Origin of the sequence: Streptomyces axinellae, assembly GCF_039532135.1 — a bacterium.
GTDB lineage: Bacteria > Actinomycetota > Actinomycetes > Streptomycetales > Streptomycetaceae > Streptomyces > Streptomyces axinellae.
The window spans coordinates 369,532-391,225 of sequence record NZ_BAAARJ010000001.1; the positions used below are offsets into that span (position 1 = coordinate 369,532).

General features: G+C 71.9%; 21 protein-coding genes. 19 read left to right on the plus strand and 2 right to left on the minus strand.

Annotated elements, in window-relative coordinates:
- Window positions 1-108: 108 nt before the first annotated feature.
- The 4 genes from ABD339_RS01530 to ABD339_RS01545 all read left to right on the plus strand — a co-directional run bounded on the left by ABD339_RS01530 (window position 109) and on the right by ABD339_RS01545 (window position 4,298).
- A complete protein-coding gene (locus ABD339_RS01530; RefSeq protein ID WP_344561287.1) occupies window positions 109-828 on the plus strand; it encodes an MBL fold metallo-hydrolase in 720 nt (239 codons plus the stop codon).
- A gap of 11 nt (window positions 829-839) precedes the next feature.
- A complete protein-coding gene (gene hisS / locus ABD339_RS01535; protein WP_344561289.1) occupies window positions 840-2,102 on the plus strand; it encodes a histidine--tRNA ligase in 1,263 nt (420 codons plus the stop codon).
- Between the two features lie 69 nt (window positions 2,103-2,171).
- Window positions 2,172-2,807, plus strand: a complete 636-nt coding sequence (locus ABD339_RS01540) for a vitamin K epoxide reductase family protein (protein WP_344561290.1) — start codon at window positions 2,172-2,174, stop codon at window positions 2,805-2,807.
- A gap of 123 nt (window positions 2,808-2,930) precedes the next feature.
- Window positions 2,931-4,298, plus strand: a complete 1,368-nt coding sequence (locus ABD339_RS01545; protein ID WP_344561291.1) for a replication-associated recombination protein A — start codon at window positions 2,931-2,933, stop codon at window positions 4,296-4,298.
- Window positions 4,299-4,383: 85 nt separating this feature from the next.
- Here ABD339_RS01545 and ABD339_RS01550 read toward each other — a convergent pair whose 3' ends face one another.
- Window positions 4,384-5,190 (minus strand): DUF2470 domain-containing protein, encoded by an 807-nt coding sequence (locus ABD339_RS01550; protein ID WP_344561292.1) that lies wholly within the window; start codon window positions 5,188-5,190, stop codon window positions 4,384-4,386.
- 55 nt (window positions 5,191-5,245) lie between these two features.
- On the opposite strand from ABD339_RS01550, the gene rpsD reads away from it, so the two are divergent.
- The 14 genes from rpsD (at window position 5,246) to nusB (ending at window position 20,018) form a co-directional block, all read left to right on the plus strand.
- Window positions 5,246-5,857: a 30S ribosomal protein S4 gene (rpsD, locus tag ABD339_RS01555; protein ID WP_344561294.1), complete on the plus strand. Its 612-nt coding sequence runs from the start codon at window positions 5,246-5,248 to the stop codon at window positions 5,855-5,857.
- Window positions 5,858-6,289: 432 nt separating this feature from the next.
- A complete protein-coding gene (locus tag ABD339_RS01560) occupies window positions 6,290-6,736 on the plus strand; it encodes a DUF948 domain-containing protein (RefSeq protein ID WP_344561298.1) in 447 nt (148 codons plus the stop codon).
- Window positions 6,737-6,745: 9 nt separating this feature from the next.
- Window positions 6,746-7,084, plus strand: coding sequence for a DUF6167 family protein (locus ABD339_RS01565; RefSeq protein ID WP_344561300.1), 339 nt, complete (start codon window positions 6,746-6,748; stop codon window positions 7,082-7,084).
- Window positions 7,084-9,759: an alanine--tRNA ligase gene (gene alaS, locus ABD339_RS01570; RefSeq protein WP_344561302.1), complete on the plus strand. Its 2,676-nt coding sequence runs from the start codon at window positions 7,084-7,086 to the stop codon at window positions 9,757-9,759. Before ABD339_RS01565 ends, alaS begins: the two co-directional genes overlap by 1 nt.
- Complete coding sequence (ruvX, locus tag ABD339_RS01575) at window positions 9,759-10,238, plus strand: Holliday junction resolvase RuvX (protein ID WP_344561304.1); 480 nt, start codon at window positions 9,759-9,761, stop codon at window positions 10,236-10,238. The genes alaS and ruvX overlap by 1 nt, the downstream gene beginning before the upstream one ends.
- Before the next feature lie 124 nt (window positions 10,239-10,362).
- Entirely contained in the window at window positions 10,363-12,306 is a 1,944-nt protein-coding gene (mltG, locus tag ABD339_RS01580; RefSeq protein ID WP_344561306.1) for an endolytic transglycosylase MltG, read from the plus strand.
- A complete protein-coding gene (locus tag ABD339_RS01585) occupies window positions 12,306-13,166 on the plus strand; it encodes a shikimate dehydrogenase (protein ID WP_344561308.1) in 861 nt (286 codons plus the stop codon). The genes mltG and ABD339_RS01585 overlap by 1 nt, the downstream gene beginning before the upstream one ends.
- A gap of 191 nt (window positions 13,167-13,357) precedes the next feature.
- Window positions 13,358-14,542 (plus strand): chorismate synthase, encoded by a 1,185-nt coding sequence (gene aroC, locus ABD339_RS01590; RefSeq protein ID WP_344561310.1) that lies wholly within the window; start codon window positions 13,358-13,360, stop codon window positions 14,540-14,542.
- The gene (locus ABD339_RS01595; protein WP_344561312.1) at window positions 14,539-15,069 is read left to right on the plus strand and encodes a shikimate kinase; all 531 of its coding nucleotides are present in this window, start codon (window positions 14,539-14,541) and stop codon (window positions 15,067-15,069) included. Before aroC ends, ABD339_RS01595 begins: the two co-directional genes overlap by 4 nt.
- Window positions 15,066-16,166, plus strand: a complete 1,101-nt coding sequence (gene aroB / locus ABD339_RS01600; protein ID WP_344561314.1) for a 3-dehydroquinate synthase — start codon at window positions 15,066-15,068, stop codon at window positions 16,164-16,166. The genes ABD339_RS01595 and aroB overlap by 4 nt, the downstream gene beginning before the upstream one ends.
- 313 nt (window positions 16,167-16,479) lie before the next feature.
- Window positions 16,480-17,508: an AAA family ATPase gene (locus tag ABD339_RS01605; protein WP_344561316.1), complete on the plus strand. Its 1,029-nt coding sequence runs from the start codon at window positions 16,480-16,482 to the stop codon at window positions 17,506-17,508.
- 183 nt (window positions 17,509-17,691) lie between these two features.
- A complete protein-coding gene (locus ABD339_RS01610; RefSeq protein WP_344561318.1) occupies window positions 17,692-18,939 on the plus strand; it encodes a M24 family metallopeptidase in 1,248 nt (415 codons plus the stop codon).
- A gap of 84 nt (window positions 18,940-19,023) precedes the next feature.
- Window positions 19,024-19,590: an elongation factor P gene (gene efp, locus ABD339_RS01615; RefSeq protein ID WP_344561320.1), complete on the plus strand. Its 567-nt coding sequence runs from the start codon at window positions 19,024-19,026 to the stop codon at window positions 19,588-19,590.
- Between the two features lie 2 nt (window positions 19,591-19,592).
- A complete protein-coding gene (nusB, locus tag ABD339_RS01620) occupies window positions 19,593-20,018 on the plus strand; it encodes a transcription antitermination factor NusB (RefSeq protein ID WP_344561322.1) in 426 nt (141 codons plus the stop codon).
- 295 nt (window positions 20,019-20,313) lie between these two features.
- Here the strand turns inward: nusB and bldD are convergent, their stop codons facing one another.
- Complete coding sequence (bldD, locus tag ABD339_RS01625; RefSeq protein WP_030875652.1) at window positions 20,314-20,814, minus strand: transcriptional regulator BldD; 501 nt, start codon at window positions 20,812-20,814, stop codon at window positions 20,314-20,316.
- Window positions 20,815-21,069: 255 nt separating this feature from the next.
- Here bldD and pyrR point away from each other — a divergent pair, with 255 nt between their 5' ends.
- A complete protein-coding gene (gene pyrR, locus ABD339_RS01630; RefSeq protein ID WP_344561325.1) occupies window positions 21,070-21,684 on the plus strand; it encodes a bifunctional pyr operon transcriptional regulator/uracil phosphoribosyltransferase PyrR in 615 nt (204 codons plus the stop codon).
- Window positions 21,685-21,694 lie beyond the last annotated feature (10 nt).

Sequence of the window (21,694 nt, forward strand, 5' to 3'; positions counted from 1 at the left end):
GGTTCGCCCCCCGCTGGGCCGCGCCGGTAGGCTGAGGGCTGCCGGGCCGGGGAAATGCCTGCTCGGCGCCACCGCCGCATCCTGTTGTCGGACGATTGAAGGACGATCGTGCTCGTTGCCGGGTTCCCCGCCGGGGCCTGGGGGACCAACTGTTATCTGGTCGCCCCCGCCGCCGGTGAGGAGTGCGTGATCATCGACCCGGGCCACCAGGCCGCCGAGGGTGTCGAGGAGGCCGTCGCCAAGCACCGGCTCAAGCCGGTCGCGGTGATCCTCACGCACGGCCATATCGACCATGTCGCCTCCGTCGTCCCCGTCTGCGGCGCCCACGGCGTGCCCGCCTGGATCCACCCGGAGGACCGCTACATGATGAGCGATCCCGAGAAGGCGCTGGGCCGCACCATCGGCCGGCCGCTGATGGGGGAGCTGACCGTGGGCGAGCCCGACGACGTCGAGGAACTGACCGACGGAGCGCGGCTGGAGCTGGCCGGACTGGAGCTGGCCGTGGCGCACGCGCCGGGCCATACCAAGGGGTCGGTGACCTTCCGGATGCCCGAGCGGCCCGACGTTCCGCCGGTGCTGTTCTCGGGCGACCTGCTGTTCGCCGGCTCCATCGGACGCACCGACCTCCCCGGTGGCGACCCGGACGAGATCCTCGGCTCGCTGGCACGTGTGTGCCTGCCGCTGGAGGACGAGACCGTGGTCCTGGCCGGGCACGGCCCCCAGACGACCATCGGCCAAGAGCGCGCCACCAACCCCTTCCTGCGGCAGGTGGCGGGCGACGGCCCCGGAGGCGGCGTCTTCGACGCGGCCCCGCGACGAGGAATGTGACGACGAGCTTCGTGAGTACCTTCAAGGCCCCCAAGGGCACCTATGACCTGCTCCCGCCCGACTCCGCGAACTATCTCGCGGTGCGCGAGGCGCTGTCCGCACCGCTGCGCCGGGCAGGGTACGGCTACGCGGAGACCCCCGGGTTCGAGAGCGTCGAGCTGTTCGCACGCGGTGTCGGGGAGTCCACCGACATCGTCACCAAGGAGATGTACACCCTCACCACCAAGGGCGGCACCGATCTGGCCCTGCGCCCCGAGGGCACGGCATCCGTACTGCGCGCCGCGCTGGAATCCAGCCTCCACAAGGCCGGCAACCTCCCGGTGAAGCTGTGGTATTCGGGCTCGTACTACCGCTACGAGCGCCCCCAGAAGGGGCGTTACCGTCACTTCTCGCAGGTGGGCGCCGAGGCGATCGGCGCGGAGGACCCCACGCTGGACGCCGAGCTGATCATCCTGGCGCACGACGCCTACCGCTCGCTGGGGCTGCGCGACTTCCGCATCCTGCTCAACTCGCTGGGCGACCGCACCTGCCGGCCGGTCTACCGCGCGGCCCTCCAGGAGTTCCTGCGCGGCCTCGACCTGGACGAGGACACCCGCTCCCGCATCGAGATCAACCCGCTGCGGGTGCTGGACGACAAGCGCGAGAGCGTTCAGCGGCAGCTCAAGGACGCGCCGATGATGCGCGATCACCTGTGCGAGGAGTGCAAGAGCTTCCACGAAGAGGTGCGTTCCCTCCTCACGGAGGCGGGCGTCGGCTTCGAGGACGACCCGCGGCTGGTGCGCGGCCTCGACTACTACACGCGTACCACTTTCGAGTTCGTCCACGACGGCCTCGGCTCCCAGTCCGCCGTCGGCGGCGGGGGCCGGTACGACGGCCTCTCGGAGATGATCGGCGGCCCGGCGCTGCCCTCCGTCGGCTGGGCGTTGGGTGTGGACCGTACGGTGCTGGCCCTGGAGGCCGAGGGCGTGACCCTCGAACTCCCCGCCACCACCGAGGTGTTCGCCATCCCGCTCGGCGACGAGGCGCGGCGGCGGCTCTTCGCGCTGGTGACCGAGCTGCGCCGGGAAGGGCTCGCGGCGGACCTCGCCTACGGCGGCAAGGGCATGAAGAACGCCATGAAGTCGGCCAACCGCTCCGGCGCGCGCTTCGCCCTGCTGCTGGGCGAGCGCGATCTGGCCGAGGGCGTCGCCCAGCTCAAGGACCTCACCAGTGGCGAGCAGACCCCCGTCGCGCTCGACCGGGTGGTGGCTGAACTGCGGGCGCACCTGCGGTGATTCCACAGCCGGCTGGGGCACAATGTGCGGCACACCGGCCACGGACCAGATGACAGGACGACAGAGGCTATGACGACGACGGCACCCCCCGAAGAGGCGCACACCGCTGCGGACGAACCGGAGGGGGGTGCCGTCGGCGCGAGTCGCGCCTTCTCCTGGATGCTGATCATCACCGGCGCCGCCGGCCTGCTCGCCGCGTGGGTGATCACCCTCGACAAGTTCAAGCTGCTGGAGGACAAGAACTTCAAGCCGGGGTGCAGCATCAACCCCGTCGTCTCCTGCGGCAACATCATGGAGAGCGACCAGGCTTCGGCCTTCGGCGCGCCCAACCCCATGATCGGCCTGGTCGCTTACGGCATCGTCATCGCCGTCGGCGTCACGCTGCTCACCCGCGTGACCTTCCCGCGCTGGTACTGGCTGACGTTCAACGCGGGCTGCCTGTTCGGCGTCGGGTTCTGCACCTGGCTGCAGTACCAGTCGCTGTACAACATCGGTTCGCTGTGCCTGTGGTGCTGCCTGGCCTGGGTCGCCACCCTCGTCATGTTCTGGTACGTCACCGCGCACAACATCCGCAGCGGCTTCCTGCCGGCGCCCGCCGCGGTGCGCGGCTTCGCCGACGAGTTCCCCTGGGTACTGCCGGTGCTGCACGTCGGCGTCATCGGCATTCTCATCCTCACGCGCTGGTGGGACTTCTGGACGGGCTGACGCGTGCCCGTCCGCCCGCGCACCCCGTCGGTTCCGGCCAGGGACTCCGGGGGAGGGCGGACGGCGGGGCGGTTGTCAGCGGTCTGTCAGGGGTCTGTCAGTGGTCTGGCTTAGGGTTCCGGCGTGGAGCCCGATCTTTTCACCGCAGCAGCCGAGGACCGTCAGGCCAAGGACCCGTCCGCCAGCCCCCTGGCGGTCCGGATGAGGCCGCGCACCCTGGATGAGGTGGTGGGCCAGCAGCATCTGCTGCGTCCCGGCTCTCCGCTGCGCCGCCTGGTGGGAGAGGGCGGCGGTGGACCCGCGGGGCCCTCGTCGGTGATGTTGTGGGGTCCGCCCGGGATCGGCAAGACGACGCTCGCCTACGTGGTCAGCAAGGCGACGGACAAGCGGTTCGTGGAACTGTCGGCGATCACGGCGGGCGTGAAGGAGGTGCGCGCCGTCATCGACGGGGCGCGGCGCTCCTCGGGCGCCTACAGCAAGGACACCGTCCTGTTCCTGGACGAGATCCACCGCTTCAGCAAGGCCCAGCAGGACTCCCTGCTGCCCGCCGTGGAGAACCGCTGGGTCACCCTGATCGCCGCCACGACGGAGAACCCGTACTTCTCGGTGATCTCCCCCCTCCTCTCCCGCTCCCTGCTGCTGACCCTGGAGCCGCTGACCGATGACGACCTGCGCGGGCTGCTGCGCAGAGCGGTCGCCGACGAACGTGGCCTGGCGGGTGAGGTGGCCCTGCCCGAGGACGCGGAGGCCCATCTGCTGCGCATCGCGGGCGGGGATGCCCGCCGCGCGCTGACCGCGCTGGAGGCGGGTGCGGGAGCCGCGCTGGCCAAGGGCGAGAGTGCGATCTCGCTGGCCACCGTCGAGGAGGCCGTGGACCGTGCCGCGGTGAAGTACGACCGCGAGGGCGACCAGCACTACGACGTGGCGAGCGCGCTGATCAAGTCCATCCGCGGCTCCGACGTGGACGCCGCGCTGCACTATCTGGCGCGGATGATCGAGGCGGGGGAGGACCCCCGGTTCATCGCGCGGCGCCTGATGATCTCCGCGAGCGAGGACATCGGCCTGGCCGACCCCTCCGCCCTCCAGACCGCCGTCGCCGCGGCGCAGGCCGTCGCCATGATCGGCTTTCCGGAGGCCCGGATCACCCTCGGCCAGGCGACCATCGCGCTGGCCCTGGCCCCCAAGTCGAACGCCGCGTACACGGCGATCGACGCGGCGCTGGCCGACATCCGCGCGGGCCTGGCCGGCCCTGTCCCGCCGCACTTGCGCGACAGCCACTACAAGGGCTCCGAGAAGCTGGGCCACGGCAAGGGCTACCAGTACCCGCACGACCTGCCGGGCGGCATCGCGGCCCAGCAGTACGCGCCGGACGAGGTGCGCGGCAAGCGCTACTACGAGCCCACGCGCTACGGCGCCGAGGCCCGCTACGCCGAGGTGGCCGAGAGAGTGCGGGCAAGACTGCGCGGCGAGGGCGGCGAGGGCGAGAGCTGACTCCGCCTGCCCCGCGCCCGCTCCGCCTCGGCGCCCCCGTCCTCCTCCGCGCCGCGTCCTTTCCTGCGTCCGCCCGGCGTCGTCTTCACCCCTGCGCGGCGGTGAACAGCGCGTGCATCGCGTGCCGCAACTCCGCGACGCTGCCCACCGGCTGGGGGAACTCGAAGCGCGCGTCCACGCAGCCGCCGCTCTCGCCCCAGCCGCGTACCCGCAGCCCGAAGCGGTCGATGGCCAGCGGGACGACCGACTCGCCGGTGCGGCAGGCGCACAGTCCCCGTACCTGGTCGGCGTGGGCCGAGGCCAGGTGCTGGAGCAGTTCCGCCTCGTGCGCCGCCAGCGGGTCGGGTGCCGCCTCGGCGAATTCGTCGGGCTCGACCGGCCCGACGCCCCACAGATCGTCGATGTACGCCTCGCCGACCTCCAGGCGCAGCATTCTGCGGGCGGCACCGGCGACGGGGACGGCCGGGGCGGCGTCGGCGAGCAGCCGGGCGCAGGCGGCGCGCTGCGCGTCGGGCACGGGGGCGAGCCAGCCGGCGACCCAGGCGCGGCCCCTGATGCGGTGCGGTACGGAGACGGGAGCCACATCCGTGATCTCCATCACCGCGGTCAGCTCGTCGTCCTGCGCGTGCAGACAGGCGCGCGCCTCCGGCGAGTCCGCGGGGACCAGCACAATCACGTCGCCCTCGGCGGTGACGGCGCGTGCCTCGGGCATGCCGGAGCCCGGTTCGGCGGGGCCTTCGGCGGTGCCGGGAATGGTCAGCAGTGCGGATACGCTGGACTGGACGAGGGTCCGTACACGTTCGGCGGCAGTGGGCTGCCGGACGTCTTCCACGGGACGCGGCTGTTCCCCTTCGGCGTGGGCGCCGGACAGGGAAATCCCAGGTCGAAACATGCGTTCTCCTCAGCTAAGGTAAGCCTCACCTAACTTACACGGAGGTCCGTTCAACGTGAACCAGTCGCGTCCCAAGGTCAAGAAGTCGCGTGCCCTCGGCATCGCGCTGACCCCGAAGGCCGTCAAGTACTTCGAGCAGCGCCCGTACCCGCCGGGGGAGCACGGCCGGGGCCGCAAGCAGACCAGTGACTACAAGGTCCGTCTGCTGGAGAAGCAGCGCCTGCGCGCGCAGTACGACATCAGCGAGCGCCAGATGGCGCGTGCCTACGACCGCGCTCGGAAGGTCGAAGGCAAAACGGGCGAGGCCCTCATCATCGAGCTTGAGCGCCGTCTGGACGCGCTCGTCCTGCGGTCCGGTCTGGCCCGCACGATCTACCAGGCCCGCCAGATGGTGGTGCACGGCCACATCGCGGTCAACGACCGCAAGGTCGACAAGCCCTCCTTCCGCGTCCGCCCGGACGACGTGGTGATGGTCCGCGAGCGCAGCCGCGACAAGCACCCCTTCCAGGTCGCCCGCGAGGGTGGCTACGCAGGCGAGGGCGAGACCCCGCGCTACCTGCAGGTCAACCTCCAGGCGCTCGCCTTCCGCCTGGACCGGGACCCCAACCGCAAGGAGATCCCGGTCATCTGCGACGAGCAGCTCGTCGTCGAGTACTACGCGCGCTGAGCCCGCTCCGCCCCGCGGAACAGTTCCCTCCACGGCCCGCCCGTCCGGCCGCCGGCTCTACCCGGCCCAGGCGCGGCGGGCCGTGGCGTGTGCGGACGTGCCCCCTCTGGCCGGCGAGGGGCGACCCGGAGCGCCGAACAGGCCAGGTGAGCGGTGGATTCGGCGGGACGGGCGGGTCCATCCGGCGCGGCGGACAGCCGCGCCCGCCGGCCGGCGAAGGCACCAGGAGCCGGGCGGCGGATCCCACTCGCAGCCGCCCCGCGGCCAGTTCGACGCGCACCTGTCGCATCCGCCGGGAATGCGGTAGGGGCGCGGGTGCGCGGCGCGATAAGGTCGGTATCTCGTCCGCCGCCGCGGTCGGCCACCCGGCGAGCGGCGGCCGACCCCAAGACGAATCCAAGGGACCCCCGAGGAATACGAAAGCGGTGCAGCGTGTCCGGTGGAGAAGTGGCCGGCCTCCTCGTGGCCGTCTTCTGGGCGATTCTGGTCTCGTTCCTCGCCGTTGTGCTGGTGAGGCTCGCGCAGACGCTCAAGGCGGCTACCAAGCTGGTGTCCGGCGTGACGGAGCAGGCGGTGCCCCTCCTGGGTGAGGCTTCGGCGACCGTCCGGTCCGCGCAGACCCAGCTCGATCGCGTCGATGCCATCGCGACCGACGTCCAGGAGGTCACCTCCAACGCCTCCGCGCTCTCCTCCACCGTCTCCACCGCCTTCGGCGGCCCGCTCGTCAAGGTCGCGGCCTTCGGCTACGGAGTGCGCCGCGCGCTGGGCCGCAAGAGCGAGGCCGAGCAGCCTTCCGGGCAGCGGGGGAGCCGCAAGGTCGTCGTCAGCCGGACGGTGCCCGCCGCCCGGCGAGCCGGACGCAAGCGCGGAAAGGACTGAGCCGCACCGATGTTCCGCCGCGCCTTCTGGTTCACCACCGGCGCCGCCGCCGGTGTCTGGGCCACCACCAAGGTCCAGCGCAAGATCCGCGCTCTCGCCCCCGACGCGCTCGCCGTCCGCGCCGCGGACAAAGCCGTCGAAGGCGGCCACAAGCTCCGCGAGTTCGCGCTCGATGTCCGGGCCGGAATGGCCCAGCGCGAGGGCGAACTCAAGGACGCGCTCGGCCTGTCGGCCCCCCTGCCCGGGGACCGGCGCCCCGAACTGCCCGTCCAGCCGGACCGGCGCCAGCTCGGCGCCTCCGGCCCCGCCTACCCGATCCGCCCGTACGACCGGAATGAGGACCACTGATGGAGTCGGCTGAAATCCGCCGCCGCTGGCTGCGCTTCTTCGAGGAGCGGGGGCACCACGTCGTGCCGTCGGCGTCGCTGATCGCGGACGACCCCACGCTCCTGCTGGTCCCCGCGGGCATGGTCCCCTTCAAGCCGTACTTCCTGGGCGAGGTCACCCCGCCCTGGCCGCGCGCCACCAGCGTGCAGAAGTGCGTGCGCACCCCGGACATCGAAGAGGTCGGCAAGACCACCCGGCATGGCACCTTCTTCCAGATGTGCGGCAACTTCTCCTTCGGCGACTACTTCAAGGAAGGCGCCGCCGAGCTCGCCTGGGAGCTGCTGACCAGCTCGCAGGAGCAGGGGGGGTACGGCCTGGATCCCGAGCGGCTGTGGATCACCGTCTACGAGCAGGACGACGAGGCCGAGCGCATCTGGCGCGAGGTCGTCGGCGTCCCCGCCGAGCGCATCCAGCGCCTGGGCATGGAGGAGAACTACTGGTCCATGGGGGTCCCGGGCCCCTGTGGACCCTGCTCGGAGATCAACTACGACCGGGGCCCCGAGTTCGGCGTCGAAGGCGGCCCGGCCGTCAACGACGAGCGGTACGTGGAGATCTGGAATCTCGTGTTCATGCAGTACGAACGCGGCGCCGGCTCCTCCAAGACGGACTTCGAGATCCTCGGCGACCTGCCCAGCAAGAACATCGACACCGGGCTCGGCCTGGAGCGCCTGGCGATGATCCTGCAGGGCGTGCACAACATGTACGAGATCGACACCTCGCGCGCCGTCATCGACAAGGCCACCGAACTGACCGGCATCGCCTACGGCGCGGCCGAGCAGTCCGACGTCTCCCTGCGCGTCGTCTCCGACCACATCCGCACCTCCGTGATGCTCATCGGCGACGGCGTCACACCGGGCAACGAGGGCCGGGGCTACGTCCTGCGCCGCATCATGCGCCGCGCCATCCGCAACATGCGCATCCTGGGCGCCACCCGCCCCGTGGTCGAGGACCTCATCGATGTCGTGATCAAGACGATGGGCCAGCAGTACCCGGAGCTGGTCACCGACCGCAAGCGCATCGAGACCGTCGCGCTCGCCGAGGAGGCCGCCTTCCTCAAGACCCTCAAGGCGGGCACCAACATCCTCGACACCGCCGTCACCGAGACCAAGGCCGAGGGCGGCCGGATCCTGCCGGGTGACAAGGCGTTCCTGCTCCACGACACCTGGGGCTTCCCCATCGACCTCACTTTGGAGATGGCCGCCGAGCAGGGCCTCTCCGTGGACGAGCAGGGCTTCCGCCGCCTGATGAAGGAGCAGCGGGAGCGCGCCAAGGCCGACGCCAAGTCCAAGAAGCAGGGCCACGCCGACCTCTCGGCCTACCGCGAGATCGCCGACAGCGCCGGAGCCACGGACTTCACCGGCTACGGCGAGACCGCCGACGAGGCCAGCATCGTGGGCCTCCTCGTGGACGGCGTCTCCTCACCCGCCGCCCACGAGGGCGACGAGGTGGAGGTCGTCCTCGACCGCACCCCCTTCTACGCCGAGGGCGGCGGCCAGCTCGCCGACACCGGCCGCATCAGGCTGCACGGCGGCGCCGTCATCGAGATCCGCGACGTCCAGCAGCCGGTGCCCGGCGTCAGCGTCCACAAGGGCACCGTGCAGGTCGGCGAGGTCACGGTGGGCTCGCCCGTGTTCGCGCAGATCGACGCCGACCGCAGGCGCTCCATCGCCCGTGCCCACAGCGCCACCCACCTCACCCACCAGGCGCTGCGGGACGCCCTGGGCCCGACGGCGGCCCAGGCCGGGTCGGAGAACGCCCCGGGCCGCTTCCGCTTCGACTTCGGCTCGCCCGCGGCCGTCCCCGGCGGCGTGCTCACCGACGTCGAGCAGAAGATCAACGAGGTGCTGGCCCGTGAACTCGACGTGCACGCCGAGTACATGGGCATCGACGACGCCAAGAAGCAGGGCGCGCTGGCCGAGTTCGGCGAGAAGTACGGCCAGACCGTGCGCGTGGTCACCATCGGCGACTTCTCCAAGGAGCTGTGCGGCGGCACTCACGTCCACAACACCGCGCAGCTGGGCCTGGTCAAGCTGCTGGGCGAGTCCTCCATCGGTTCCGGCGTGCGCCGCGTCGAGGCCCTGGTCGGGGTGGACGCCTACAAGTTCCTGGCCCGCGAGCACACCGTCGTCTCGCAGCTCACGGAGCTGGTCAAGGGCCGCCCCGAGGAGCTGCCCGAGCGGGTGTCGGGGATGCTGGCCAAGCTCAAGGACGCGGAGAAGGAGATCGAGCGCTTCCGCGCGGAGAAGGTCCTCCAGGCCGCCGGCGGGCTGGCCGAGAGCGCCAAGGACGTACGCGGTATCGCGCTGGCCGCGGCCCAGGTGCCGGACGGCACCGCGTCCGATGACCTGCGCACCCTGGTCCTCGACGTACGCCAGCGGCTCGGCAGCCGCCCGGCCGTCGTCGCGCTGTTCGCCGTGACCAACGGCCGCCCGCTCACGGTGATCGCCACCAACGAGGCAGCCAGGGAAGCCGGTCTCAAGGCCGGTGACCTGGTGCGGACCGCCGCCAAGACCCTCGGCGGCGGGGGCGGCGGCAAGCCGGATGTCGCCCAGGGCGGCGGCCAGGACCCGGCCGCTGTGGACGAGGCGCGCGCCGCCGTGGAGCGCCTGGTCGCCGAGGCGGGGGGCAACGCCTGATGGACTCGCCGTCCTTCCGGCGGGGCCGGCGGCTGGCCATCGACGTCGGGGACGCCCGGATCGGGGTCGCCAGCAGCGACCCCGACGGGGTCCTCGCGACCCCGGTCGAGACGGTGCCGGGGCGGGACGTCCCGGCGGCCCTGCGGCGGTTGACGGCGCTGGCAGCGGAGTACGAGCCCCTGGAGGTCGTCGTCGGGCTGCCCCGTTCGCTCAGCGGCGGGGAGGGCCCGGCGGCGGCCAAGGTGCGGACCTTCGCGGAGGCGTTGGCGAAAAATCTCACACCCTTGCCCGTCCGGCTGGTCGATGAGCGTATGACGACGGTCACCGCGGCGCAGGGGATGCGCGCTTCGGGAGTCAGCTCCAAGAAGGGGCGTTCGCGCATCGACCAGGCCGCGGCCGTGGTGATCCTGCAGAGCGCGCTGGAGACCGAACGGTCCTCCGGCCATCCCCCTGGGCAGTGCGTCGAAGTGGTTGTCTGATCGCGGTACGGTAACGTTCCGCGCGACACGGCAGCCGACGGAGGCATACACACAGCGCGCGGGCTTCGGTACGGGAGCTCGCCGCTCATCCGTCGGCTGCCGCTCTCGCGTCACAAGGGGATCGATGACTGAGTATGGCTGGGAGCCTGGTTCCCAACCGTGGCACCCTGATGACCCCCTCTACGGGGATCAGGAGCGCGGCGGCGACCGGCCCGATGGCTGGGACCCGTCCGCCCAAGGGGACTATTCCGGGCACTCCGGATACTCGCAGTACCCCGGAGCCCAGCAGCCTCACGACCCCTACCACCAGTACCACCAGCAGCAGGCGCAGCAGTACGCGTACCCCCAGCAGTACGAGCACCCCCAGCAGGCCGCTCAGTACGGGCAGCAGCAGGAGTACCAGCAACAGGGCTACCAGCAGCCACAGGGGTATCAGCAGCAACAGGGCTACCCGGACTACCAGCACCCCCAGCAGCAGCCCTCCCCGCAGCACTACGGCGGCTGGGACGGCTCCCAGGGCGGCGGCCTGCCCTACGACCCCGCGTACGGCGGCGGGCAGGGCGGCTACGACCCGGGCGAGTACGGCACCCCGCAGGCCGACCCGTACGGCACGGGTGAGCATGCGGCGATGGCACCCACCGACCTGTACGGCACGGGCGAACACACCGTCGTGCACCCCGCCGACCCCTACGGCACCGGGGAGCAGCAGACCATCGCGCCCGCCGGTCTCCAGGCCGGCGCCGCCTACCCCGGTTACGCCGAATCCGCGCAGGGCTACCAGCAGCCGGGCGGCTACGCCCTGCCGCAGCCGGGCCGTCCCGGGGAGCACCCCGGCCGTGACCCGCAGCGCGGGCCGGCGGACCCCGACACCGGCTGGGACCCGGGCCCCGACCAGGGCGAACACGCCTTCTTCTCGGGCCGCGACGAGGAGGACCCGGACGGCTACGAGCGCTACGACGAGCACGACGGGGGCGGCGGGGACGGAAACAATGACGGGCGCGGGCGGCAGAGCGGCAAGAGCGGCAAGGCCAAGCGCCGGAACGGCTGCGCCTGCGGCCTGGTCGCCCTGGCGCTGGTCGCCGGCGTCGGGACCGTCGGGTACTTCGGCTACGACTTCTACCAGTCCCACTTCGGCTCCGCGCCCGACTACCCGGGCAAGGGCACGGGCGAGGTGACGGTCAAGATCCCCGAAGGCGCCTCGGTCGCCGAGATGGGCCAGGTCCTCCAGCGCGAGGGCGTCGTCAAGAGCCCCGGCGCCTTCGTGGAGGCGGCAGGCGGCAAGCGGGGCATCCAGGCGGGCACCTACACCCTGCGCAAGCAGATGTCCGGGGCCCGCGCCGTCGAGCTGATGCTCGACCCCTCCAGCCAGAACGGCCTCATCATCGCCGAGGGCTGGCGGGCCAAGAGGATCTACGAAGAGGTCGACAAGAAGCTCGACGTTGCCAAGGGCAGCACCGCGAAGGCGGCCGAATCCGGGAAGCTCGGCCTCCCGAAGTGGGCCAAGGGCAAGCCGGAGGGCTTCCTCTTCCCCTCCCGCTACAGCGTGGGCAAGAACAGCAAGCCCGAGGACGTGCTGCGCGAGATGGTCAGGCGTGCCGACGCCGAATACACCAGGACGGGCCTGGAGGCCGAGTCGAAGAAGGCCGGCAAGACGCCCGAGGAGGTCATCACCATCGCCTCCCTCGTCCAGGCCGAGGCCCAGCAGGACCACGAGTTCGGCAAGGTCTCCCGCGTCATCTACAACCGGCTGGACAAGGACATGCGGCTCGGCTTCGATTCGACCATCAACTACGCGATGGGCCGCTCCAGTCTGGACACCTCCATCAGCGACACCAAATACCCCTCGCCCTACAACACCTATCTCCACAAGGGCCTGCCACCCGGCCCCATCGGCAACCCCGGCCACCAGGCAATAGAGGCCGCGCTCAAGCCGACCAAGGGCGACTGGCTCTACTTCGTCACCGTCCGGCCCGGGGACACCCGCTTCACCGCGGACGAGAGCGAACACTCCAAGAACGTCGAAGAGTTCAACAGGGAACAGCGGAACAAGAGGGGGAGCGGCGGCTGATGGCCCAGCAGGCGCACCAGGAGTCATACACCGGACCGGACCAGGGCGGCAGGCGTGCCGCGGTCCTGGGCTCCCCGATCGCCCACTCGCTCTCCCCGGTGCTGCACCGCGCGGCATACGCCGGACTCGGCCTGGAGACCTGGACCTACGACGCCTTCGACGTCGATGAGAAGGGCATCGCCGGATTCCTCGCCGAACTGGACGGGCGGTGGGCTGGGCTCTCCTTGACCATGCCGCTGAAGCGCGCCGTCATCCCGCTGCTGGACGAGGTCAGCGCGACCGCCGCCTCGGTCGAGGCCGTCAACACCGTGGTCTTCGGCGAGAACGGCCGCCGCCTCGGCGACAACACCGACATCCCCGGCATGATCGCCGCCTTGGACGAGCGCGGCGTCGAATCCGTCGAGCACGCGACCGTGCTCGGCGCCGGCGCCACCGCCGCCTCGGCGCTCGCCGCGCTCACCCGGGTGTGCAAGGGCGAGGTCACCGCCTATGTACGCAGCGAGGAGCGGGCCCGCGAGATGCGGGGCTGGGGCGAACGGCTCGGTGTCACCGTCCGCACCGAGGACTGGGCGCGTGCCGCGGAGGGACTGCGGGCCCCGCTCGTCGTCTCCACCACACCCGTGGGCGCGACGGACGGCCTCGCGCAGGCGGTACCCGCGGTGGGCGGCACACTCTTCGACGTCGTCTACGCGCCCTGGCCGACCGCGCTGGCCGCCGCCTGGAGCGGCGCCGTCGTCGGCGGGCTCGACCTGCTCGTGCACCAGGCCGTGCTCCAGGTCGAGCAGATGACCGGCCGCCGGCCCGCCCTGGGCCCGATGCGCGCGGCGGGCGAGGCGGAGCTGCGCGCCCGCGCCTCCTGAAACCGGCCGGCACCACCCGTGACACCCGCACCGAGCGGACCGGCCGGTCCGGCTTCCGCCCGCGAGGCGTCCGGAGGCAGACAGCGGCGGCTTCCGGGGCTCGGTGAAGGCCCTTCCTCCCGCCACCGCCCGGCATGGGAGGATCGGACCCAGGGATGAGGATGGCCGCGCGGCGGCCGAGAGGAGCACCGTTGAGCAGGTTGCGCTGGCTGACGGCGGGGGAGTCGCACGGACCCGCACTGGCGGCGACGCTGGAGGGTCTACCCTCCGGCGTCCCGGTCACCACCGGGATGGTGGCCGACGAACTGGCGCGCCGTCGTCTCGGCTACGGTCGCGGCGCCCGGATGAAGTTCGAGCGCGACGAGGTCACCTTCCTCGGCGGCGTGCGCCACGGTGAGACCCTCGGCTCCCCGGTCGCGATCATGGTCGGCAACACCGAGTGGCCCAAGTGGGAGCAGGTCATGGCCGCCGACCCCGTCGATCCCGGCGAGCTGGCCCAACTGGCGCGCAACGCCCCGCTCACCCGCCCCCGCCCCGGGCACGCGGACCTGGCGGGGATGCAGAAGTACGGCTTCGACGAGGCCCGCCCGATCCTGGAGCGCGCCTCGGCCCGCGAGACCGCCGCCCGCGTGGCGCTGGGCACCGTCGCGCGCTCCTACCTGCGCGAGGTGGCCGGGATCGAGATCGTCTCGCACGTGGTCGAGCTGGGTGCGGCCAAGGCCCCGTACGGCAGCGTGCCCGAGCCGGGGGATGTGACGCGGCTGGACGAGGACCCCGTGCGCTGTCTCGACCCGGAGGCGAGCGCGGCGATGGTCGCCCAGATCGACCAGGCCCACAAGGACGGCGACACCCTCGGCGGTGTGGTCGAGGTCGTCGCGCACGGCGTGCCGGTGGGTCTCGGCTCGCACGTGCACTGGGACCGGCGGCTGGACTCCCGGCTGGCCGGCGCGCTGATGGGCATCCAGGCGATCAAGGGCGTCGAACTGGGCGACGGCTTCGGCCTCGCCCGGGTGCCCGGCTCCCAGGCGCACGACGAGATCCACGCCACCCCCGAGGGCATCCGCCGTGCCTCCGGGCGCAGCGGCGGCACCGAGGGCGGCCTGTCCACGGGTGAACTGCTGCGCGTACGGGCCGCGATGAAGCCCATCGCCACGGTGCCGCGTGCCCTGGCCACCGTCGATGTGCGCACCGGAGAGGCCGACAAGGCACACCATCAGCGCTCCGACGTGTGCGCCGTACCGGCCGCCGGCATTGTCGCCGAGGCCATGGTGGCGCTGGTGCTGGCGGACGCGGTGGCGGAGAAGTTCGGCGGGGACAGCGTCGCCGAGGCGCGGCGCAACGTGCGCGGATTCCTCGACAACCTGGAGATCAAGTGACCGGCCCCGCCGTCGTACTCGTCGGCCCGATGGGGGCCGGCAAGTCCACCGTCGGCGCGATCCTCGCCCAGCGGCTCGGGGTGACCTGCCGCGACACCGACCAGGACATCGTGGAGACGGCGGGCAAGCCGATCTCCGAGATCTTCCTCGACGAGGGCGAGCCGCACTTCCGGGAGCTGGAGCGCGCCGCCGTCCGCGCGGCACTGGCCGAGCACACCGGGATCCTCGCACTCGGCGGCGGCGCCGTGCTCGCCGAGGAGACCAGGGCGCTGCTGGCCGGACAGCCTGTGGTCTTCCTGGAGATGGGCCTGAGCGAGGCCGTCAAGCGCGTCGGCCTGGACGCCCCCCGTCCGCTTCTGGTGATCAACCCGCGCCAGCAGTGGCGCAAGCTCATGGCGGAGCGCAGGCCCCTGTACACGGAGGTCGCGCGCGTCGTCGTCAGCACCGAGGACCGCACCCCCGACGAGGTGGCCGACGAGATCCTCGCCGCCCTGGAGCTACAGCCGACCCAGCCGGAGAAGCAATGACCACCCAGCACCCCTCCGTCACCCGCATCGCCGTGGGCGGCACGGCGGGCACCGCGCCCTACGACGTGCTCGTCGGGCGGCAGCTGCTCGGCGAACTGCCCGGCCTCATCGGCCGCGAGGCACGCCGCGTCGCCGTCCTGCACCCCGAAGCGCTCGCCGACACCGGCGAGGCGCTCCGGGAGGATCTGGCCGGCCAGGGCTACGAGGCCATCGCCGTGCAGCTGCCCAACGCCGAGGAGTCCAAGACCGCCGAGGTCGCCGCCTACTGCTGGAAGGCGCTCGGCCAGACCGGCTTCACCCGCACCGATGTGATCGTCGGCGTCGGGGGAGGGGCGACCACCGACCTGGCCGGATTCGTCGCGGCGACCTGGCTGCGCGGAGTGCGCTGGATCGCGGTGCCGACGACGGTCCTGGGCATGGTGGACGCGGCGGTCGGCGGCAAGACCGGGATCAACACCGCCGAGGGCAAGAACCTCGTCGGCGCCTTCCACCCGCCGGCCGGGGTGCTGTGCGACCTGGCGGCCCTCGAATCGCTGGGCACCCACGACTACGTGAGCGGTCTGGCCGAGATCATCAAGGCCGGCTTCATCGCGGACCCGGCCATCCTGGAGCTCATCGAGAGCGACCCGCAGGCGGCCCGCAGCCCGGCGGGGCCGCACACGGCGGAGCTGATCGAGCGCTCCATCCGCGTCAAGGCCGAGGTGGTCACCGACGATCTCAAGGAGTCGGGCCGCCGCGAGATCCTCAACTACGGCCACACCCTGGCGCACGCCATCGAGAAGAACGAGCGCTACAACTGGCGGCACGGGGCGGCCGTTTCGGTGGGTATGGTCTTCGCCGCCGAACTGGGCAGGATCGCGGGGCGGCTGGATGACGCCACGGCCGACCGGCACCGCGCGGTGCTGGAGTCCGTCGGGCTGCCCGTCACCTACCGGGGCGACCAGTGGCCCAAACTGCTGGACACGATGAAGGTCGACAAGAAGTCCCGGGGTGACCGGCTGCGTTTCATCGTCCTCGAAGGGCTGGGCAGGCCGGCGGTGCTGGAGAGCCCCGACCCCGCCATGCTGCTGGCGGCACACGCCGAGATCGCCGCCTGAGCCGGGCGGGCGGTCACTGCGGGAGCGCCGTTCGCGGATGCTGTCGGCCGCGGGGCGTGGAGCCGTTCCTGTGGGAGAGGCGGAGCCGCGCACCGTGCGCCTGGCAGGGGTCTCCCGTGCGGAGGCGGAGGCCGCCCGCTGTCCGGCCGGGAACTGCCAAGCGGCGCGGGGGCGTCGGGCACTCGGGAGCTGACCCGGGCGTTCACACGGCGGCGGTCGGGAACGGTACCTTCGGTATCCGGAGAACCGGTATCCGAAAGACGCGGGCGCCCGCCGACGGCGCCCCCAGACCTGAGACGGAGTTGGGGTCCGGATGCAGCACAGCGGTGCCCAGGGCACCTACGGAGGCTTCGGGGCGCAGTGGCCCGCGCCTCCACTCCGTCCCGACGCCGCCGCCCAGGCGCAGCAGCACCCCCAGCCGCCGCAGCCCCACCACCCGCCTCACCCTCCACAGCCCCAAGGGCCGCCACAGCCTCAGCCCCACCCGCAGACGCAACAGCACCCCCACCCCCCGCCACACCCTCATCCGCCGGCCCAGCCCCATCCCGCTCAGCCTCATCCTGCCCAGCCGCCGGTCCACCCCGCCCAGCCCCCGGCCCGGCCCGGGCCCCAGGGCCCGCCCGGCGGGGGAGTGCCGCCCGGCGGGCGAGCGCCGCAAGGAGACGGCATGCCGCCCGGCGGAGGCGGGATCTCCAGCGAATCGACGGGCCACATAAAGCTGCCCCCCGGGGCCCCGGTGCAGATCCCCGCGCCCGGCGCCGGCCCGGCCCAGCTCGACGGCACCCGCGCGGCCGTCGCCGTCCTGCTCATCGGCCCGGCCGGCGCGGGCAAGACCACCGTCGCGCGCTACTGGGCCGACCACCGGGCCGTGCCCACGGCGCACATCAGCCTCGACGACGTACGCGAGTGGGTGCGCTCCGGCTTCGCCGACCCCCAGGCCGGCTGGAACGACCACTCCGAGGCGCAGTACCGCCTCGCCCGCCGTACCTGCGGCTTCGCCGCGCGCAATTTCCTGGCCAACAGCGTCTCCTGTGTCCTGGACGACGCGGTCTTCCCCGACTGGCCGGTCGTCGGGCTCGGCGGCTGGAAGCGCCATGTGGGCCCCGGCCTCATCCCGGTCGTTCTGCTGCCGGGCCTGGATGTCGTCCTGGAGCGCAACGCGGCCCGCTCGGGGAACAGACGGCTGTCCGACGAGGAGGTCGCCCACATCCACGGCCGGATGGCCGGCTGGTACAGCTCGGGGCTGCCCATCATCGACAACTCGCGCCAGGACATCGCCAGCACGGCCCGCATGCTCGACAACGTCGTCGCCCGCAGCCTCGCCAGCCCCCTGAGCTGGTAGCGCGGCGCCACAGGCCGGGCCTTCGGTCTCCTGGAGCGGGCCACAGGCCGGGCCTTCGGTCTCCTGGAGCGGGGGGCCTCCGCCCGCTGGCGTACCCGTCCCAGGGGCCGGGCCACAGTGGCCCGTCGCCCGCACGGCCCTCTCCGGACGGCCGGGCCGTGCCCCCGTGCTTAGGCTCGGCACATGTCCGAGGTGCATGTGTCCCGCCGCTCACGACTCCGTGACCGCTGTGCGGCGAGCACGGCGCACGACGGACCCGCCGACGCGGTGCTGGTCTCCCGCCCCGCCAACGTCCGCTATCTGACCGGCCGGGCCGCCCCCGGCAGCGTGCTGCTGCTGGGGGCGGACGGCCGGGACACCCTCGTCTCCGTCCCCGGCGGCGGCCCGCTGAACGGATCCCACCCCGCCGACGGCCTGCGCGAGACCGTGCTGGACGGGGAGGGGCGGGAGAGCGGCGAGGACTCGGGGCAGGGCCGCGAGACGATGGACGGCGCGCGGAGCGCTGCCCGCGCCCGCAATACCGGCGGCACCGGCGGCACCCGGAACAGAGCCAAGGGGGCCGGCAGCGTGGAGGACGCCGCGGTGGCGGCTGCCGCGCTCGCCGCCCGCGGCGGGGCCCGTGCGCTGGCTGTCGAGGAGCACCACCTGACGGTCGCCCGGCATCGTGCCCTCGCGACAGCGGCCCCCGGCCTCCAGCTGGCCGACCTCGGTCTGGCCGTGGAACAGCAGCGGGTCGTCAAGGACGAGGAGGAGATCTCCGCGCTGCGCATCGCGGCCGAGATCACCGATCAGGCGCTCGGCGAGCTGCTGGAGTCGATCCTCGTCGGGCGGACCGAGCGGCACCTCGCGCTGGAGCTGGAACGCCGGCTGATCGACCACGGTGCCGAGGGCGCGGCCTTTCCCACCTCCGTCGCCACCGGGCCCCATTCCGGACTACCCGGACATCTGCCGACCGACCGGCGTGTGGAAGAAGGAGATTTCCTGACCGTGCGCCTGGGCGCCCGCTACCGCGGATACCGCTGTCAGATCGGCCGTACGTTCGTGATCGGCACCGCGCCCGAGGACTGGCAGATCGAGCTGTACGACCTCGTCTTCGCCGCTCAGCGCGCCGCGCGGGAGGCACTGGAGCCCGGCACCGAGTGCCGCGAGGTGGATTCGGCGGCCCGGCAGGTACTGGGTGCCGCCGGGCACGGTGCGGCCGTCGGGGAGTCCACGGGGCACGGGGTGGGGCTGGAAATCGGTGAGGACCCTCGGCTGTCACCTGCGGCCATGGGTAAACTGGACGCTTGTGTGCCGGTCACCGTCGAACCGGGGGTCCATCTCCCGGGCCGGGGCGGCGTCCGGATCGACGACACGCTCGTCGTCCGCCCGCAGGCGGACGGCGGACCCGAGCTACTCACCATCACGACCAAGGAGCTGCTCGCCCTCTAGTCCCTCGCGGGGCTCAGCCCACGGGCCGTCGGAGGCGCGGCAGTAGCCCTGGTCTCCGCAGCAGTCTCAGGAGATTCCGCGACCGTGGCATCCACGAACGACCTCAAGAACGGCATGGTGCTCAAGCTCGACGCCGACCAGCTCTGGTCCGTCGTTGAGTTCCAGCACGTCAAGCCCGGCAAGGGCCCCGCTTTCGTCCGCACCAAGCTCAAGAACGTGCTGTCCGGCAAGATCGTCGACAAGACGTTCAACGCGGGCACCAAGGTCGAGACGGCCACCGTGGACCGACGCGACATGCAGTTCTCGTACATGGACGGCGACTATTTCGTCTTCATGGACATGCAGACCTACGACCAGCTCCACGTCGACCGCAAGGTCGTCGGCGACGCCGCCAACTACCTCATCGAGGGCTTCGAGGCGACCGTCGCACAGCACGAGGGCGAGGTGCTCTACGTCGAGCTGCCGGCCGCCGTCGAGCTGGTGATCAAGCACACCGAGCCCGGCGTCCAAGGTGACCGCTCCACCGGCGGCTCCAAGCCCGCCGAACTGGAGACGGGCTACAGCATCCAGGTCCCGCTCTTCATCACGACCGGCGAGAAGATCAAGGTGGACACCCGCTCCGGCGAGTACCTCGGCCGGGTGAACAGCTAACCGTGGCTGCCCGCAACAAGGCCCGCAAGCGTGCCTTCCAGATCCTCTTCGAGGCCGACCAGCGCGATGCCGAGGTGCAGACCGTGCTGGCGGACTGGCTGCGGCTCGCCCGGACCGACCCCCGGCAGCCGCCGGTGACCGAGTACACGATGCAGCTCGCCGAGGGGTACGCCGGCAACGCGGCCCGGATCGACGAGCTGCTGTCCGCCTACGCCGTCGGTTGGACGCTCGACCGGATGCCGGACGTGGACCGGAGCATCCTGCGGCTCGGCGTGTACGAGCTGCTGTGGGTGGACGACGTACCCGACGCCGTGGTGATCGACGAGGCGGTACAGCTCGCCAAGGAGTTCTCCACGGACGAGTCCCCCGGCTTCGTCAACGGCCTCCTCGGCCGCCTGAAGGAGCTGAAGCCGGGGCTCTCGCGCTGACGGCCCGGCAGCCGGCAGTCCCGCGTCGGCGGCAAGTCCTTCACCGGCGGCAAGTCCTTCACCGGCGGCAAGTCCTTCACCGAAAAAGGGCACCCCCTCTCGTGGGGGTGCCCTTCGTCTTCCGCTCGTCTTCCGCCACGGTGGCGCCAGGTGGCGGGCCTGCCCGAGCGGGATGTGGCCGACCGGCCCGGAACCGCCCGTCCGCGCGCCGCAACGCGTCACGCCGGGCGGCGTGTGGCAGGTGCCGCCGTGACCAGCGCCGCGTGACGGATGCCGCGCGACAGCCGGTGTGCTCCTACACGTCCTCGTGGGAGACCGCCCGGCGCGCGTCCGCGTCCAGGACGCCCCAGCTGATGAGCTGTTCGGTCAGCACGGAGGGCGACTGGTCGTAGATGACCGCGAGCGTGCGCAGGTCGTCCTGGCGGATGGAGAGGACCTTGCCGTTGTAGTCGCCGCGCTGGGACTGGATCGTCGCCGCGTAGCGCTGGAGCGGGCCGGCCTTCTCCGCCGGGACGTGGGCCAGCCGCTCAAGGTCGAGCACGAGCTTCGGCGGGGGCTCGGCTGCCCCGCCGGGGGTGGTGCCGGGCAGCAGTTCCTGCACCGGCACCCCGTAGAAGTCGGCCAACTCGGCAAGGCGCTGCACGGTCACGGCCCGGTCGCCGCGCTCGTACGAGCCCACCACGACCGCCTTCCAGCGGCCCTGGGACTTCTCCTCGACACCGTGGAGGGAGAGGCCCTGCTGGGTGCGGATGGCGCGGAGCTTCGCTCCGAGCTGTTTGGCGTATTCGCTGGACATATGGCTCCCCGGACGCTGTATCGCGCTGCACCGATCAGCGGCTCGGCCGCGTGGGCTGCACCGCGCGTTTGGTAACTCACTGTGAGGTTACGCAGCGTAATGTGCCGCGTCAAGCCGAGCGGGTCCAGACGGCTGGTACTGCCCCCGCCGAACCCCCGCGGAGCCCTTCGACGGACCCCTGATACCGTGGAGCGGCAAGAGACCGACGTCCTTTAAGGCCCGTCCCGTGAGGCGGGGAAGGAGGTCCGATTTTTCATGGACGACAGCAGCGCAAGCAGCGATCCGGCCCGGCCCGTTCTGGAGGCACCGGACATCGCGCGGGTTCTCACCCGCATCGCACACGAGATCGTCGAGCGCGCCAAAGGCGCCGACGACGTGGTACTTCTCGGCATTCCCACCCGTGGTGTCTTCCTCGCCCGGCGGCTGGCCGACAAGCTCGAAGAGATCACCGGCGGTGCCATTCCGGTCGGTTCGCTGGACATCACGATGTACCGCGACGATCTTCGCCTGGGCCCCGCGCGCGCCCTCGCGCGCACCGAGATCCCCGCCGACGGAATCGACGGACGGCTCGTCGTCCTCGTCGACGATGTGCTCTATTCCGGCCGCACCATCCGTGCCGCACTCGATGCCCTGGGTGACATCGGACGTCCGCGTGCCGTGCAACTCGCCGTCCTCGTCGACCGCGGTCACCGGGAGCTTCCCATCCGGGCCGACTATGTCGGCAAGAATCTGCCCACCTCGCAGCGCGAGACCGTCAAGGTCCAGCTGACCGAGGAGGACGGGCACGACGGCGTGCTGCTCGGCACCCGCGAGACCTCCGAGAGCAAGGCGACCGAGCGCGCCCGGCACGGCACGGCCCCGGCCGGCTAGCTCCCACGCA

Excerpts from the sequence above, each read along its gene's own strand:
- ABD339_RS01540 (WP_344561290.1), top strand. The coding sequence starts at position 2,172 with ATGACGACGACGGCACCCCCCGAAGAGGCGCACACCGCTGCGGACGAA.
- ABD339_RS01550 (WP_344561292.1), bottom strand. The coding sequence starts at position 5,190 with ATGTTTCGACCTGGGATTTCCCTGTCCGGCGCCCACGCCGAAGGGGAA.
- ABD339_RS01565 (WP_344561300.1), top strand. The coding sequence starts at position 6,746 with ATGTTCCGCCGCGCCTTCTGGTTCACCACCGGCGCCGCCGCCGGTGTC.
- alaS (WP_344561302.1), top strand. The coding sequence starts at position 7,084 with ATGGAGTCGGCTGAAATCCGCCGCCGCTGGCTGCGCTTCTTCGAGGAG.
- ruvX (WP_344561304.1), top strand. The coding sequence starts at position 9,759 with ATGGACTCGCCGTCCTTCCGGCGGGGCCGGCGGCTGGCCATCGACGTC.
- mltG (WP_344561306.1), top strand. The coding sequence starts at position 10,363 with ATGACTGAGTATGGCTGGGAGCCTGGTTCCCAACCGTGGCACCCTGAT.
- ABD339_RS01585 (WP_344561308.1), top strand. The coding sequence starts at position 12,306 with ATGGCCCAGCAGGCGCACCAGGAGTCATACACCGGACCGGACCAGGGC.
- aroB (WP_344561314.1), top strand. The coding sequence starts at position 15,066 with ATGACCACCCAGCACCCCTCCGTCACCCGCATCGCCGTGGGCGGCACG.
- ABD339_RS01605 (WP_344561316.1), top strand. The coding sequence starts at position 16,480 with ATGCAGCACAGCGGTGCCCAGGGCACCTACGGAGGCTTCGGGGCGCAG.
- ABD339_RS01610 (WP_344561318.1), top strand. The coding sequence starts at position 17,692 with ATGTCCGAGGTGCATGTGTCCCGCCGCTCACGACTCCGTGACCGCTGT.
- bldD (WP_030875652.1), bottom strand. The coding sequence starts at position 20,814 with ATGTCCAGCGAATACGCCAAACAGCTCGGAGCGAAGCTCCGCGCCATC.
- pyrR (WP_344561325.1), top strand. The coding sequence starts at position 21,070 with ATGGACGACAGCAGCGCAAGCAGCGATCCGGCCCGGCCCGTTCTGGAG.